General features: G+C 35.7%; 16 protein-coding genes and 2 riboswitches. Of the genes, 4 read left to right on the top strand and 12 right to left on the bottom strand.

Features of this window, described 5'->3' with window-relative positions; genetic code table 11:
- Positions 1–41: 41 nt before the first annotated feature.
- Positions 42–151, bottom strand: a riboswitch (SAM riboswitch).
- Positions 152–353: 202 nt separating this feature from the next.
- Positions 354–467: riboswitch (SAM riboswitch) on the top strand.
- Positions 468–556: 89 nt separating this feature from the next.
- The 3 genes from metI to NSS74_RS03065 all read left to right on the top strand — a co-directional run bounded on the left by metI (position 557) and on the right by NSS74_RS03065 (position 3,625).
- Entirely contained in the window at positions 557–1,669 is a 1,113-nt protein-coding gene (gene metI, locus NSS74_RS03075; RefSeq protein WP_002143142.1) for a cystathionine gamma-synthase/O-acetylhomoserine thiolyase, read from the top strand.
- Entirely contained in the window at positions 1,666–2,829 is a 1,164-nt protein-coding gene (gene metC / locus NSS74_RS03070) for a cystathionine beta-lyase (protein WP_002143144.1), read from the top strand. Before metI ends, metC begins: the two co-directional genes overlap by 4 nt.
- 505 nt (positions 2,830–3,334) lie before the next feature.
- Positions 3,335–3,625, top strand: coding sequence for an ArsR/SmtB family transcription factor (locus NSS74_RS03065; RefSeq protein WP_000894375.1), 291 nt, complete (start codon positions 3,335–3,337; stop codon positions 3,623–3,625).
- A gap of 150 nt (positions 3,626–3,775) precedes the next feature.
- On the opposite strand, the gene NSS74_RS03060 is transcribed toward NSS74_RS03065, so the two are convergent.
- Positions 3,776–4,888: a class I SAM-dependent methyltransferase gene (locus NSS74_RS03060; protein ID WP_002088639.1), complete on the bottom strand. Its 1,113-nt coding sequence runs from the start codon at positions 4,886–4,888 to the stop codon at positions 3,776–3,778.
- A gap of 9 nt (positions 4,889–4,897) precedes the next feature.
- Positions 4,898–5,527: an MBL fold metallo-hydrolase gene (locus NSS74_RS03055; RefSeq protein WP_002143145.1), complete on the bottom strand. Its 630-nt coding sequence runs from the start codon at positions 5,525–5,527 to the stop codon at positions 4,898–4,900.
- A gap of 170 nt (positions 5,528–5,697) precedes the next feature.
- Between NSS74_RS03055 and NSS74_RS03050 the strand changes: the two genes are divergently transcribed.
- Positions 5,698–5,868 (top strand): DUF2759 domain-containing protein, encoded by a 171-nt coding sequence (locus NSS74_RS03050; protein WP_002034036.1) that lies wholly within the window; start codon positions 5,698–5,700, stop codon positions 5,866–5,868.
- Between the two features lie 80 nt (positions 5,869–5,948).
- Here the strand turns inward: NSS74_RS03050 and glcK are convergent, their stop codons facing one another.
- From glcK to NSS74_RS03000, 10 genes are all read right to left on the bottom strand, one after another.
- Complete coding sequence (gene glcK, locus NSS74_RS03045; protein ID WP_002034037.1) at positions 5,949–6,932, bottom strand: glucokinase; 984 nt, start codon at positions 6,930–6,932, stop codon at positions 5,949–5,951.
- Positions 6,933–6,951: 19 nt separating this feature from the next.
- A complete protein-coding gene (locus tag NSS74_RS03040) occupies positions 6,952–7,152 on the bottom strand; it encodes a YqgQ family protein (protein ID WP_000253699.1) in 201 nt (66 codons plus the stop codon).
- A gap of 103 nt (positions 7,153–7,255) precedes the next feature.
- Positions 7,256–7,834 (bottom strand): 5-formyltetrahydrofolate cyclo-ligase, encoded by a 579-nt coding sequence (locus NSS74_RS03035; protein WP_002034038.1) that lies wholly within the window; start codon positions 7,832–7,834, stop codon positions 7,256–7,258.
- 104 nt (positions 7,835–7,938) lie between these two features.
- A complete protein-coding gene (gene rpmG, locus NSS74_RS03030; protein ID WP_001265616.1) occupies positions 7,939–8,088 on the bottom strand; it encodes a 50S ribosomal protein L33 in 150 nt (49 codons plus the stop codon).
- A 69-nt stretch (positions 8,089–8,157) separates the two neighbouring features.
- Positions 8,158–10,512 carry a sugar phosphate nucleotidyltransferase gene (locus NSS74_RS03025; RefSeq protein WP_002143147.1) on the bottom strand — a complete coding sequence of 785 codons (2,355 nt, stop codon included), beginning with the start codon at positions 10,510–10,512 and terminating at the stop codon, positions 8,158–8,160.
- A 345-nt stretch (positions 10,513–10,857) separates the two neighbouring features.
- The gene (gene phoU / locus NSS74_RS03020; RefSeq protein ID WP_002015145.1) at positions 10,858–11,514 is read right to left on the bottom strand and encodes a phosphate signaling complex protein PhoU; all 657 of its coding nucleotides are present in this window, start codon (positions 11,512–11,514) and stop codon (positions 10,858–10,860) included.
- Positions 11,515–11,686: 172 nt separating this feature from the next.
- Entirely contained in the window at positions 11,687–12,502 is an 816-nt protein-coding gene (gene pstB, locus NSS74_RS03015; RefSeq protein WP_002088644.1) for a phosphate ABC transporter ATP-binding protein, read from the bottom strand.
- Between the two features lie 28 nt (positions 12,503–12,530).
- Positions 12,531–13,397 (bottom strand): phosphate ABC transporter permease PstA, encoded by an 867-nt coding sequence (gene pstA / locus NSS74_RS03010; RefSeq protein ID WP_002143148.1) that lies wholly within the window; start codon positions 13,395–13,397, stop codon positions 12,531–12,533.
- 1 nt (position 13,398) lies between these two features.
- Complete coding sequence (pstC, locus tag NSS74_RS03005; RefSeq protein ID WP_002143149.1) at positions 13,399–14,349, bottom strand: phosphate ABC transporter permease subunit PstC; 951 nt, start codon at positions 14,347–14,349, stop codon at positions 13,399–13,401.
- Positions 14,350–14,376: 27 nt separating this feature from the next.
- Positions 14,377–15,294 (bottom strand): PstS family phosphate ABC transporter substrate-binding protein, encoded by a 918-nt coding sequence (locus NSS74_RS03000; RefSeq protein WP_002143150.1) that lies wholly within the window; start codon positions 15,292–15,294, stop codon positions 14,377–14,379.
- Positions 15,295–15,333 lie beyond the last annotated feature (39 nt).

Here is a 15,333-nt window from a genome sequence, read left to right as displayed (position 1 = left end):
ACCCCCTCTTCACTTTGAAGAGGGGGACATAATTGTTCCTCCTCTTATTATGCAAAACACACGTTTTGCAGGTTTTAGCACCGTTTCAAACATTTAGTTTGAAGGTTGCCGGGTTTCACAGGGCCTTTCCCTCCACCGCTCTCAATAAGAGTTTGTCTTTATTATTTTATTTATGTAGCTAAAAGGAAATACGTTCCCCTTTTAACAATGTTTGTTAATTTTTTATAAATTTAGCACGCACTAAAATAAAAGTCAATGACACTTGAGGAAAAATAAAAATTATTTAAAATAAAGTTGCAATTCAATTATCTTTTGTTGTAAAGTTAAAACCATAATAAAATTTCATACGAACATTCTTATCTAGAGAGGTAGAGGGACTGGCCCTTTGACGCCTCAGCAACCATTAACATTCATTCGTTAATAAGGTGCTAATTCCAGCAAATTGTGAAAGATTTGACAGATGAGAAGAAGACTCTATTCAATCCGAAAGCCTTCTTCTTAGAAGGCTTTTTTTATTTTCACTTAGTCGTTCACTTTAAAAAGGGGGAATTTTCACATGTCAACAATCGAAACAAAACTAGCACAAATCGGGAACCGTAGCGAAGCTACAACAGGAACGGTTAATCCACCTGTTTATTTCTCAACTGCTTATCGTCACGAAGGAATTGGTAAATCTACTGGATTTGACTATTCAAGAACTGGAAATCCGACTCGTGGCCTTTTAGAACAGGCAATTGCAGACTTAGAAAGCGGTGAGCAAGGGTATGCCTGTAGTTCAGGAATGGCGGCTGTTCTCCTTGTCCTTTCACTATTCCGTTCCGGAGATGAACTTATCGTATCTGAAGACTTATACGGGGGAACATATCGTCTATTTTCCGAACATGAAGACAAGTGGAATATTCGATGTAGATACGTAGATACACAATCTATTAAACAAATTGAGCAAGCAATCACATCTCAAACGAAGGCTATTTTCATAGAAACACCGACTAATCCATTAATGCAAGTAACTGATATCGTAAGTGTAGCAAGTGTAGCGAAAAGGCACGGACTACTTCTTATTGTAGATAACACGTTCTATACACCTTATATACAGCAACCATTAACAGAAGGTGCAAACATCGTCCTTCATAGCGCAACTAAATATTTAGGCGGTCATAACGATGTACTAAGCGGACTTGTCGTTGCGAAAGGGAAATCTCTTTGCGAGGAGCTTGCTCATTATCATAATGCCTCTGGTGCTGTCTTAAGCCCGTTTGATTCATGGCTATTAATTCGAGGCATGAAGACTTTAGCACTTCGCATGAAACAGCATGAAGAAAACGCTCATGCAATTGTTGCTTATTTAAATGATGAAGATGGTGTGACAGATGTATTTTATCCAGGAAGAGGTGGTATGATTTCATTTCGCCTTCAAGATGAAACTTGGATTAATCCTTTCTTACAATCTTTATCCTTAATTACATTTGCTGAAAGTCTTGGCGGTGTCGAAAGTTTAATGACTTATCCAGCAACGCAAACTCATGCCGATATTCCAGAAGATGTTCGAACAGCACGTGGTGTGTGTAATCGTCTTCTCCGTTTTTCAGTCGGCATCGAAAATAGCAACGACTTAATTCAAGACTTAAAGCAAGCAATTAAACTTGTAAAAGAAGGTGTAAGAATATGAGTTATTCCATAGATACGCTTTTACTGCATAATCAATACAAGCATGACACACACACAGGAGCTGTTAACGTTCCCATCTATAACACATCAACATTCCATCAGTTTGATGTAGATGCTTTCGGAAAGTATGACTATAGTAGATCTGGAAATCCAACACGTGAAGCTCTTGAAGATATCATTGCTTTATTAGAAGGCGGGACAAAAGGATTTGCCTTTGCATCAGGCATTGCAGCCATTTCTACTGCATTTCTCCTTCTTTCACAAGGTGACCATGTTCTTATTTCAGAAGATGTATATGGAGGTACTTATCGAATTGTTACTGAAGTTCTCTCCCGTTATGGTGTTTCACATACATTTGTTGATATGACCAATGTGGAAGAAGTAAAAGAAAACATTAAACCAAATACGAAGCTCTTTTATGTAGAAACACCTTCTAACCCACTTTTAAAAGTGACAGATATTCGTGCTGTTTCTAATCTTGCAAAATCTATTGGTGCTCTTACTTTTGTTGATAATACATTTTTGACACCACTATTTCAAAAACCGCTTGATCTTGGCGCTGATGTCGTTCTTCATAGCGCTACAAAGTTTATTGCTGGTCATAGCGATGTCACCGCCGGATTAGCTGTCGTAAAAGATGAAGAACTCGCTCAAAAGCTCGGCTTTCTACAAAACGCTTTTGGTGCTATTTTAGGACCGCAAGATTGTTCTCTCGTGCTTCGCGGCATTAAAACATTGCATGTACGTCTCGAACATTCAGCTGCAGGTGCCAACAAAATCGCACATTTTTTACAAGAGCACACTAAAGTTCAAAATGTCTATTATCCTGGCTTACAAACACATCTTGGATTTGACATTCAACAATCTCAAGCTACATCAGCCGGAGCTGTCCTATCTTTCACTTTACAATCAGAAGACGCACTCCGCCAATTTTTATCAAAAGTAAAACTACCTGTCTTCGCAGTTAGTTTAGGAGCTGTCGAATCGATTCTTTCCTACCCAGCTAAAATGTCACATGCAGCATTGTCGCAAGAAGCTCGTGATGAAAGAGGTATTTCTAATTCATTACTTCGTTTATCGGTTGGTCTTGAAAATGTTGACGATTTAATATCCGATTTTGAAAATGCCCTTTCTTATGTAGAAGAACCTGTAAATGCATAAAGGGAAGAAACGAAGCTGTGTACGAATAATAAAACTCTTCAAGAAATAAAATAGTTGTTTAAAAAGATGAATTCTAGAATAAATGACTGATGACTTGATTATTCTAAGATGTATCAGTTACATCCAAACATTTCATTATCATCATAAAGAAGCTGATCATAATCAGCTTCTTTTAACCTGTTATATATTCTATATATAACATTATAATTCCTTTGTCATATTATTTTAAAAATTTTGTATATTCATTTGAAAGAATAAGAAAATCATGATAAAATTGTGTTACGAATATATCTATATCTTTCAATTTTTGAAACGCATCAAAATTTTCACTCAAAAATGCCATTTTACAAAACTGTGCAAATTTATCTATTTTATTTACATCAGGGTCTCTTTTCTTACAATTTCTTTACTTTAGGACTTTTTTTCTGCAACAACTGTTTTCTTTTCTTTGATTTTTTGGTATGTATAGTATGGTATAACAGCTCACACGGAGGTGGAAAAGAACATGTTAGAAACCTTTCAAAAAGAAATAGAACTATATGAAAGCAATGCAGAATTATTGAAAGTGCTTGCTCATCCTGTTCGCTTATGTATTGTAAAGGGATTAATTGAACGTGGCCCAAGCAACGTTTCTACAATGTACACAGGCTTAAACATGCCACAATCTACAATTTCACAGCATTTAGCAAAGTTAAAAAGTGCTAAAATCGTTTCTAGTGAAAGAAAAGGATTGGAAATTTACTACAAAGTAGAAAACGAAACAATTATTCAACTCGTTCGCGTATTATTAGGTTAGGGACCTATAGACAGAGAAAAAGAGTGTATTCTATATTTTTCATCTCATATCTTTAATATAAATATATATCATGAGAGAAAATATATAATGCTACATAATTAAAAGTCGTATTAAAAAACAAGACACAGAAAATACTGTGTCTTGTTTTTTTCATATCGTTAAATATTGATTCAAAAGTAAATTCTTCATATCTTTTGTGTGTATAACAACATCGAAAGCATTACCTAATCCTCCGTTCAAAATCATAGAGCGAATAGCTCTATTTAGTTTTTGAGTTTCAGAAAAAGGGTTGGTATCTTGATGGCTAGCAAGCTGATCTAATATTCCTGCTGCTAACAAAAACTCTGATTGCTTCCTATGCCATATCGTATTAATTCCTTGCAGCTCAAAATTCATCTTCAACTCATCCCAATGAACATGCGTAGTAAGGTCCATTTCTCCTGGATATGCAAGAGGATTACGAATTAGCTTGTGCTTATAATATCCTCTTAAACTTCCTTCACGATGTGCAGGATGCATCCATTCTTCTTTTGTATATCCATAATCAACTGTAATACATATACCTTTCTGAAACCATTTCGCAATCTCTTCTATATACTCTTCCATTGCAATAGGCACTTCAAAGCGCTGTCCCTCAGCAATATGAATGTTATATTTCAATAAGTAACGACCGACTCTTTTCTCTATCGGTCTAAATACTTCTGTAAGGTTTCCCTCATCTGTATACGTGATACGTACTTCATACAAAATTCCATTTCTTTTCTCAACTATCTCAACAGGAAACGCATCAAATAATTCATTCGAAAAAATAATTCCTTCGAAAGACTCTCCCATTTCAATATAAGATGTATAATACGACACATTATCAAATAAGCAAAGCCTCTCCTGTTGTAGCCTTCTATGAAAAGGGCTCACTTCAATAATTGAATAGTTTAAATTGATAAAGGTTTCCGGGGATAATTGTTTCCATTCTTGTAAAACATCATAGGCAAACTTTCCTGTTCCCCCACCAATCTCACAAATATTTGGAGAAACTTCTCCCTTTTCAACAAGCCGAATAAAAAACTTAGCAAAAGTCTTCGCAAATACAGAAGATACATTGCTACTCGTAAAAAAATCTCCCTGTCTTCCAATTTTTTCACGTTCTCTCATATAATACCCATGTTCCTCTGCATATAATACGAGGTTCATATACGTACTATATGAAATCGAATGATCCTTTTCTTTTCCCATCCATTCTCTTAAATTGAGCTCCATCCCCATAATGACTCCTTATTGTAAAAATGGATTATTTTCTTTTTCAAAACCAATGCTTGTTTCTGGACCGTGTCCACATAGCACCGCTGTTTCATCTGGTAATACAAATAATTTCTCTTCAATACTTCCAATTAATTCAGCAAAACTTCCACCAGGTAAATCCGTTCTTCCAATACTCATTTGGAACAATACATCTCCAGAAAATACAGCATTCGCTTCTTTACTATAATAAGAAATACTTCCTGGAGAATGTCCTGGTGTCTCAAAAATTTCAAAACTAAAAGAACCGATCGTTAATGTACCCTCTTCGTCAATAATATGATCTGCTGGTTTTGCTGTAATACTGCGGTTCATCATAAAAATTTGCGAGCCATTCACAGTTGCATCGCCTAACCAATTCGCTTCTTCTTTATGTACGTATACCGGAATATGAAAAGCGTCTCTCACGGCATCAACAGCACCAATATGATCAAAGTGAGCATGTGTTAATAAAACCGCAAGTGGCTTTAACTGCGCTTCCTGTAAATATGTAACAAGTTTCTCTCCTTCATGACCAGGATCAAAAATAATACACTCATTTTGATCATTCGTTAAAATATAAGCATTTGTTTGTAATGGGCCTAAAGGCATTTGTATCCATTTCATATGAAAATCTCCTCCAGTTATTTAATTTACTTTTAATGATACAACATTTCTTTCTCTTAGGAAAAGAAGGCGTGTCATCTCGACAATCATTTTTAAAACATGTACAATATAAAAGAGTAAATATTCTAAAAACTCATTCTAAGGAATGAGTAGACAGAGGAGGATATTGTATGGGCCTTGTTATTATTTTTACGCTAGTCACTCTGTTAGCTGTATTTGCTACGCTTAGAACACTTCGCGAAAAAAACTTATTCGCGGGCGGCTTCGCTATTGCAACCGTACTTGTTTTCGGATGGTTTACAATCATGACTGTTCTATATAATGGGTACCCACCAGCTTAATCCATTTACATTTTTATTCTCCAACAAGATCTTGCATAAAAAGAGGAAGGGGGCCCCTTCCTCTTTTCATTATTCACAACTTATATCATCTTCGCCTCGTATTTGTGCTTTTTTACAAGCCACGCTCCTCCAATTACACCTGCATCATTACCAAGTATTGCAATTGCTAACTTTGTGCTCTTTACAGCACGAGAGAAAGCATATTGCTCGAAATAACGTTGAATTGGCTCTAATAGTGCGTCTCCAGCTTTAGATACGCCACCACCAATTACGATTTTCTCTGGGTTCAACGTACTAGCAAGGTTCGCTACAGCTAATCCTAAATAAGAAGCTACTTTTTCCACTACTTCACCTGCTAGTTCGTCACCTTGTCCAAGCGCTTCAAACACATCTTTTGATGTAATAAGCCCTTCTTCTGCTAACATAGAACGTAAAACACTTTCTTTATCTGTCTCTTGTATTTGTTGCATAGCAACACGTACAATACCTGTTGCAGAGGCTACCGTTTCTAAACAACCCGACTTCCCGCAATTACATGGAAAAGCGTTCTCTGTAACAACTGTAATATGTCCAATCTCACCAGCAGCACCGCTTATACCATGTACAATCTCACCATTGGCGATAACACCACCACCAACACCAGTGCCAAGTGTCATACAAATTAAATCTTTTGCTCCTTCACCAGCACCTTTCCACATTTCACCAAGCGCCGCTAAGTTTGCATCATTATCAATAACAACAGGTAATCCCGTTTCTACTTCTAGTAAATCTTTTAACGGATAGTTTTTCCATCCTAAATTAACCGCTTCATAAATCATTCCAGATGCCACATGTACAGGACCAGGAGCTCCCATACCAATACCAATTAGCTTGCTTTTTAATTCACCTAATTCTTCTAACTTTTTATCAATAGCTTTCGCTACATCAAGTGTAATATGTTTTCCTTGTTCATTTGTATTCGTAGGGATTTCCCACTTATGTAAAATTTCACCATACACATTAATAAATGCTAATTTAATCGTTGTACCACCAAGGTCAACACCAACTAACCATTTCTCTTCCATGTTACTTACCTACCTTTATCTAATTCTTATTTAGCTCTTTTTGAATTTCTTGCTTCAATAAAAATAAAGCTGTTTGATAGTCTTGTGGGTCGATTAGCTGTGATTGATTTAATTCACGCAATTCATCTTGCATTAATTGTAAATCTGCAATTCGATCACCCGTATAAATAATCGTACCAAATTTCTTTAGCAATTGCTGAATATCATAAATAGATACCATTTCATCACCCTCTATGCTCACTTACTATAAAAAATTATAATAAGAAAACGTTCACATATTTTATTATAATCACGAAGAAAAAGTCTCGTCAATTTTTATTTGTCTATACAAGCCCATTTTTAACCATTGTTCCTTTTTCTGTAATAATTTTTTCTACATTTTTATCAAATGGCTCTACTGGAATATGTTCTACCATTTGAAAACTATAAGCTAATGATAGCGCTTTCCCTTTATAATGCACGAGATAACGATCATAATAGCCACCGCCATATCCAATCCGTTCTCCTCGCTCTGTATAAGCTACGCCTGGCACGATTTGAAGATCAATTTCATCTGCATTCACTTCTTCCGTAAGCGCTGGAATTGGTTCACGTAAATTCATATACACTGTTTCTAATTGATCAAAATTACTAATTTTCCGGAAAGACATCGTTCGTGTTCCTTTATTACACTTCGGAACAACAACTTTCTTTCCTTCTTCCCAAGCTTTTTCGATAATAGGATATGTATTCACTTCATTTTCCATTGAGAGGGTGATTCCAATTGTTTTAGCTTCAACCCACTCTTTTTGCGCATACAACGAAGCTGCAATTTGCTCTGATAAAGTTGTATACCGTTCTTCTGATAAAGAATTCATGTGTTCTATTATTTGTTTACGTAAACGTAGTTTCTCTTCTCTCACACATTTTCCCCCTCACAGTGACACTTTGCTCTACGATGATAGTGTATCACTTTTAACAGAGGAACCGAATAAAAAAAGAAACAGTAGGAAAATATTCCTACTGCTTACTTTGTTTCACGGTGTAACGTAGACTTCTTGTCACGCTTGCAATACTTTTTAAGCTCGATACGCTCAGCGTTGTTACGTTTGTTTTTCTTTGAGATATAGTTACGATCTCCGCATTCTGTACATGCTAGAGTAATATTCACACGCATTCTTATTTCCCTCCAGTACTAATAACTTAAATCAGACTATACTATAATACCACTTTTAAAATAAAAATTCTACACCTTTTGATATTGTCTAATTTTTTCTATAAGATTTTTCATGTTTTCCCTTGCTATTACTGGGTTTCTAGCATGCGAATACACTAAAAATTTCGGTTGTTTTGTGTCAGAAACGATATAAGACCACTCTTTTTCGGTATATTTGAACTGTACTCCTTCAAATATACCTTCTTCCTTTCTTTCCATATCAGCCAATAATTTCCTCATTACTTTCCCTTTTTCATTCCATGAACATACAACTTCATCACAAAGTAGATAGAGCGGAGGTGATTGCTCTACTATGCTGAGAAATGTTTTTCCCTGCAATGCTATTAGCTCGAATAATTTTCCAATTCGATATAAAATATCTCGCTTCCATCTCGCTTGAAACGACTTTTTTTCATCCTGCGTATAAAATAGAAGGTAACATTCTCCTAATTTCAAAGACATCGGGTAAATATTTCCTGCCGATTCAAGTAATAAATCTGGAATATCTACCTCTTCAAAATCTGTTCCCTGGTAAATATTACTATAATTATCATATAACTCGAAATAATTTCCTTGCTCTGAAAACATAAGTGCCATATTTGCTTTACTTGATTTCATCAAGGCTTTCACATGATGCTTTTGTTCGCCCGCATAAATCCATGTAACTGTGCACCCGAGCCTTTGCAAAAAAATCATAAGTAAATGTTGTAACATATCATTTCTCTTATTAATAAGAAGATGAAACTTCTGTTTTTGTATCGTTTCAATATCAATACGCTCTAACACAGCTTCTACATAATTATTTGCAGAAACGTGAACTAGCTTATTTCGCCCCAGTTCTTTCTCAGAAGCGTAATAAAACGACTCAGACATATATACTTGTTCTATCTCTTTTTGCTGCTTATACGTTAAAAACGAGCCCTCCTTGCCATACAGTTGTATAACAATCCCTCTTTCGCTTTCCACTTGAACGAAAACTCCACCTGCACATTGCAAATTATGAATGGCATACTGAAAAAGCGACTCATTCATTTCTTTACATTCCATCGTATGAATCCCGCTGCCATGAATGGCATGGAGGAATAAATTTTTAAAGGAAGTTGTTTCTATATTTTCCTGACTTCCAATCAATATACTCTCCCCTTTGGCAAAAAGAGATCCATAAGCCATTGCAACTTTCACAATAAATTGAGGAGTAATTTCAACATTACCCCTTCCTACAATTCGGCTTTTTTGTAACCATCCTGCACTCTTTTCACTCTCTTTAACACCGGCAGAACCTACTATCGAATGACTATCTATCTCCTTATATGGCCATATTTTTCCTTTTTGCTTAATTACTGTACTTTTCCCTATATGACAATGATCCGCTACAATACTTTTTTGAAAAAGTGTAACATCATCTTCGACCATTGTATGATCTCCTATTGTTGTTTCTAACAACTCACAATTTTTTCCTATATGAGAATTTGCAAAAATGATGCTTTTTTGAAGATGAGAATAACTTGAAACGATACTATTTTTCCCGATAATAGAGTACGGTTCAATTACAGCCCCTGCACCAATCATTGCTCCTTCTCCAATAAAAGAAGGGCCATGAATTTTCGTCCCTTTTCCTATCGTTACACCTTCTCCCATCCACACCATTGGTAATACTTCTGTATATGGAATAGGCACCTTCAATTTTTTCGTCAACAAATCGAATTGAGCTTGCCGATATTGATCAAATGTACCAATATCTAGCCAATAGTCTTCTGATAAATATGCAAATAAAGCATTTTTATTTGCCAATAACGGAAACACATCATGACTGAAATCCGAAAATTCCATGGATGGTATGTAAGAAAAGATTTCTGGCTCCATTATATAAATACCTGTATTCACAATATTAGAAACTACCTCATTCCAGCTCGGCTTTTCTATATATCGTATAATTTCTTGTTCTTTATTCATTACAACTAACCCAAATGAAAGTGGGTTTTCTACTTCTTTCACAAACATCGTTACCATTCTCTTCTTCTGTTCATGAAATGCAATTCCTTCTGATAATTGAAAGTCAGTTAGTGCATCCCCACTAATAACAACAAATGTTTCATCTAAAAAACTTTCGGCTTGCTTAATACTCCCTGCTGTTCCAAGCGGAGGAGAATCTTCAAAATAATACAAGTTAACTCCCCACTTACTACCATCACCAAAGTATTGCTTAATAGCGGTACTCATATATTGAACTGTAATTGCAATTTCACGAATACCATGCTGACGTAATAATTCAATATTATATTCAAGAACTGGTTTTTCTAACAATGGTAACATCGGTTTTGGAGTATTACATGTTAATGGTCTAAGGCGTCTCCCTTTTCCTCCAGCTAAAATAACCCCCTTCATATACTTCAGCCTCCACTTATATAATGTTCAAGAACTCCGTATATCATTTACCCCACATTAACTGCAGTAAAAGTCCGGTTTGGTATGATCTAACAATCAGCGAGAGACAGCCCCACTAATTAAAGCCTCACTTTATAAATAAATGTACCTTTTAACTCCCACCAAAAAGAAAGCGCTTACCATTAACTTGGTAAAATAATTAATAAGACGTAACTAACATATATGTACTTATTTTTCCATTAATTATGATACATCTTATCATCATAGACTAAAGGAAACAATGAGCTTTTTTTGTCATGTTTTGACTAAAAAAAGCAGGTGATTTCTCATCACCTACTTTTCCCCCTACTCATTCAATAAATAATGCTTTCCTTTTACTACATAAAATACATTCTCGGCAATATTTGTAACATGGTCTGCTACACGCTCAATATATCTTGCAACAAAGGATAGTTGTGTAATTTGTGTAATCGCTTCTGGTTGTCCAGGGATAGATGAAATAAATTCACGAATCGCCTTCCCATAAATTTCATCAACTGAATCATCCATTTCAGCAATTTGTTTAGCAAAAGTTAAATTTTCTTGCTCATATGCTTCTAATGCTAAATTTAACATCTTATGAGCAATCTCAAACATTTCCTCAAGATTATGTAAACTAACAACCACTTCTTTTTCACCAAGACGAATTGTTGATTTCGCAATATTAACAGCATGGTCTGCAATACGTTCTAAATCTGTCGCTGTTTTAATTGAAATGAAAATTCTTCTTAAATCACTTGCTACAGGCTGCTGCTTTGTAATAAGCATAAGCGCAAGGTCATTTATTTCCTCTTCTAAATTATCCATGCGATAATCCCCATCAATGACTTCTAACGCTTTCTCTACATCCCTGTTGTGAAGACCTTCCATAGCAATCAATAAAGCTCCACTTGCTAACTCACCAAGCTCGATCACCTTTTGCTGTAACGTTTTTAAATCACATTGAAACTGTTCTCTTACCATCATTTCTTCCCCCTCAATATTATGTGCCATTTTATATAAATCCCCTACCCAGCCTCTTGTATGTTTATTAAGCCTTGAGAAAAGAGAAATATTACTCCCCTATTTAAAATGAGGTAAAAATGAGAAATGCCCTCTGTTAAGAGGGCATTTACTCTTAGCCTTGCTAGCAATATCAACCAAATCGTCCTGTAATGTAGTCTTCTGTACGCTTATCTGCAGGTGTTGTAAATAATTTGTTCGTATCTGTATATTCCACAACTTCTCCACTTAAGAAGAAAGCAGTTTTATCTGAAATTCGTGCTGCTTGTTGCATGTTGTGCGTTACGATAACAATACTAAAATCTTTCTTTAACTCCTGAATTAATTCTTCTACTTTTGATGTTGAAATTGGATCTAGCGCCGATGTTGGCTCATCCATTAAAATTACGTCTGGCTCAATCGCTAAGCAGCGTGCAATGCATAGACGTTGTTGCTGACCACCAGATAAACCGTATGCATTATCATGCAAACGATCTTTTAACTCATCCCAAATAGCTGCGCCGCGCAAGCTATTTTCAACAATTTCATCAAGTGTTTTTTTGTCACGAACACCATGGATTTTCGGACCATATGCTACATTTTCATAAATAGATTTTGGGAATGGATTTGGCTTTTGGAACACCATACCCACATGCGTACGTAATTCTTCAACCGGATATGATTTATCAAATATGTTTCGTTCTCTATATTCGATAACGCCCGTAGTTCGAACGATAGGCACTAACTCTACCATACGATTTAGCGTTTTTAAGTATGTTGATTTCCCACAACCACTTGGACCGATAATCGCTGTTACTTCATTCTCATGAATACTTAAGTTGATATCTTTTAAAGCATGGTCTTCTCCGTACCATAAATTTAAATTTTTCGTATCAAATACTATTTTTTTTGGTGCTGTCTCAATCTTTTTCTCATTTTTCACCTGTACATTTACTACTGTTGCTACCATTTGAATTCCCCTTTCATCCACTTCCAACTTATTTTCGATTTCGTAACCATAAGACAAATATATTTATAAAGAGCAACAATCCTAGCAAAACAATCATCCCTGCTGCTGCTACATACTGAAATTCTTCTTGCGGTCTACTCATCCAATTAAAAATTTGAATTGGTAAAACCGTAAATCTATCAAACATACTGAACGGAACATAATTTGCAAAGGCAAGGGCTCCAATGACTAATAATGGTGCTGCCTCACCAATTGCTCTCGATACCGCTAACGTACATCCCGTTACAATCCCTGGTAAAGCTACTGGCAATACAATTTGATACATCGTTTGCCACTTCGTAGCACCTAATCCGTAAGAAGCCTCTAGTAATAAGCTCGGTACAGTTCGAATCGCTTCTTGACTAGCTACCACAACAGTTGGTAAGACGAGTAAACTCATCGTCAGTGCCGCTGCAATTATGCTCTCTCCTAAATGGAGAGCGTATACGAAAATAGTTAACCCGAGTAAACCAAACACAACGGAAGGTACCCCTGCTAATGTTTGATTATTTAATTCTATTAACTTTTTAAAAACGGACTCCTTCGCATAATGCTCTAAATAAAGAGCTGTTCCGACTCCAAATATAAAAGAGACCGGTATAACAATGCTCATAAATAGTATTGTTCCTGACAAAGCAGCTACAATCCCAGCTTCTCTCGGATTACGTGAGGCGAAGTTTGTAAAGAAATCTATTGAAAGATAACTTATACCTTTTTCAAAAATTTGAAAAAGCAATATAAAAAGTATTACTACTGAAAACAAAATTGCTATATAAAACAAACACTTGTAAATCCGATCCTTTAAAAAACGCGATGCCATATTTTCTTGTATTTTTTTATGGTTTAACATTCGCATATTATGTCGCCCTCCTAAAACGGCGCATAATATATTGCGAAATGATATTCATAATAAAAGTAAACATAAATAACGTTGCACCTACAGCATACATGCTGTAATAAGTAATCGTTCCGTGCGGAGCATCACCTAAACTCACTTGTACAATATAAGCTGTTAATGTTTGAATAGAATGAGTCGGATCTATTGATACATTAGGTGTTGATCCAGCAGCAATAACAACAATCATCGTTTCACCAATTGCCCTGGAAGCTGCTAATATAATCGCTGCCATTATACCCGTAAAAGCCGATGGAAACACCACTTGTTTTACCATCTCAAAACGAGTTGCTCCTAGCGCTAATGAGGCTTCTTTAATTCCTTTTTCTACAGCTCTCATCGCATCTTCAGAGAGAGACGCAATCGTCGGTATCATCATAAACCCTATAACAATACCTGGACTAATAGCATTAAAAAACTGTAAATCTGGTATAATCCGTTGTAAAAGTGGTGTGACAACTGTTAACGCGAAAAAACCATATACAATTGTCGGGATACCTGCTAGTAGCTCTAACAACGGTTTTAATATTTTCCGAGCGCCATTCGAAGCGTATTCGCTTAAAAATACGGCACAACCTAAACCAATAGGAATTGCTACGAACATGGCAATTGCTGTTACAAGGATTGTTCCACATATAAGTGGTAATATACCGAACTTTGGATCTTCAAAAAAAGGTAACCATTCCTTTTCTGTCAAAAAAGAATACAATGATATCTTTTGAAAAAACATGATTGTTTCATTTGCCAACGTAATAATAATTCCAAGTGTCGTTACAATGGACACGCTAGCAATGGCTTTTAGTATTAACGGAACAATTCGATTGATTCGCTGCGTTTTTTTTCTTCTATTTGTATTTCTCTCAATCAAATGTTGTACAGAAAATGTAATTTGACTTTTGTCATTATGAGCCAAAGATGAAAACCCCTTTCCACCCTGACATTACCTTTTTATTTCTGTTAACATTCGCAGCTGTTCATTATATTTTTCTTTTGGTAATTTTACATATCCGACCTCTTCAGCAAGGCTTCCAACATGCTTAATCATAAACTCAACATAATTTGCTACATTAATTTTATTTCTAATAGATGCATGATTCACATACGTAAATAGCGGCCTAGATAATGGCTTATACGTACCCGACTGAATGGTCTCTTTCGTTGGAAATACACCATCCACCTGTATTGCTTTTACCTTATCTCGATTGGCCATATAATAAGCATATCCTACAAAAGCAATGGCATTTTTATCATTCATTACCCCTTGCATAATAACTTGATCGTCTTCAGACAAAGAAACCGTTTTTACAAGTCGATTATTTTGTAAGACAACATTTTGGAAATAATCATAAGTACCAGAGTCTACGCCTGGCGCATAAAATTTAACTTGTTCACGTGACCATGATGAATGAATTTGTGACCATCGTTTCAATCTTCCATTTTCACTCCATAATAGACGTAACTCATCTATCGTCATATTGTTTACCCACGTATTTTGACGATTCACAACAATCGTTAGACCATCATAAGCAACCTCAAATGGTGTAAATTGAATAGAGTTTTTCTGCATTGCATTTTCCTCTACCGGTTTCATCAATCTCGAAGCATTGTTTATATCTACTTCTCCTTTACTGAAACGATTAAATCCTCCCCCTGTCCCAGAAATACTAATAGAAATTTTCACGTTCGGATGGGCCTTTGTATATTCCTCTGCTACTGCCTCTATAATAGGAAAAACCGTTGAGGATCCATCAACTCTCACTTCTCCCATTTCATTTGTAGCGAATGCAGTAGACATATTAAAACAAAGGAAACATGTCGATAATGTCAAAACTTTAATCGATGCGCTCATCCATTTCACGTGTTCTTCCTCCTAGAAGTAACCGGAAATAACAGGATT

Origin of the sequence: Bacillus sp. FSL E2-8868, assembly GCF_038005505.1 — a bacterium.
GTDB lineage: Bacteria > Bacillota > Bacilli > Bacillales > Bacillaceae_G > Bacillus_A > Bacillus_A mycoides.
This window is presented reverse-complemented; position numbering and strand designations above follow the sequence as displayed.

Bases quoted from the DNA above. Each gene is read 5' to 3' on its own strand.
- pstB (WP_002088644.1), bottom strand. From the start codon at position 12,502: ATGGTAGCAACAGTAGTAAATGTACAGGTGAAAAATGAGAAAAAGATT.
- NSS74_RS03055 (WP_002143145.1), bottom strand. From the start codon at position 5,527: ATGAAATGGATACAAATGCCTTTAGGCCCATTACAAACAAATGCTTAT.
- metI (WP_002143142.1), top strand. From the start codon at position 557: ATGTCAACAATCGAAACAAAACTAGCACAAATCGGGAACCGTAGCGAA.
- pstA (WP_002143148.1), bottom strand. From the start codon at position 13,397: ATGCGAATGTTAAACCATAAAAAAATACAAGAAAATATGGCATCGCGT.
- rpmG (WP_001265616.1), bottom strand. From the start codon at position 8,088: ATGCGTGTGAATATTACTCTAGCATGTACAGAATGCGGAGATCGTAAC.
- phoU (WP_002015145.1), bottom strand. From the start codon at position 11,514: ATGGTAAGAGAACAGTTTCAATGTGATTTAAAAACGTTACAGCAAAAG.
- glcK (WP_002034037.1), bottom strand. From the start codon at position 6,932: ATGGAAGAGAAATGGTTAGTTGGTGTTGACCTTGGTGGTACAACGATT.
- NSS74_RS03050 (WP_002034036.1), top strand. From the start codon at position 5,698: ATGGGCCTTGTTATTATTTTTACGCTAGTCACTCTGTTAGCTGTATTT.
- NSS74_RS03040 (WP_000253699.1), bottom strand. From the start codon at position 7,152: ATGGTATCTATTTATGATATTCAGCAATTGCTAAAGAAATTTGGTACG.
- metC (WP_002143144.1), top strand. From the start codon at position 1,666: ATGAGTTATTCCATAGATACGCTTTTACTGCATAATCAATACAAGCAT.
- NSS74_RS03025 (WP_002143147.1), bottom strand. From the start codon at position 10,512: ATGAAGGGGGTTATTTTAGCTGGAGGAAAAGGGAGACGCCTTAGACCA.
- NSS74_RS03065 (WP_000894375.1), top strand. From the start codon at position 3,335: ATGTTAGAAACCTTTCAAAAAGAAATAGAACTATATGAAAGCAATGCA.
- NSS74_RS03060 (WP_002088639.1), bottom strand. From the start codon at position 4,888: ATGGGGATGGAGCTCAATTTAAGAGAATGGATGGGAAAAGAAAAGGAT.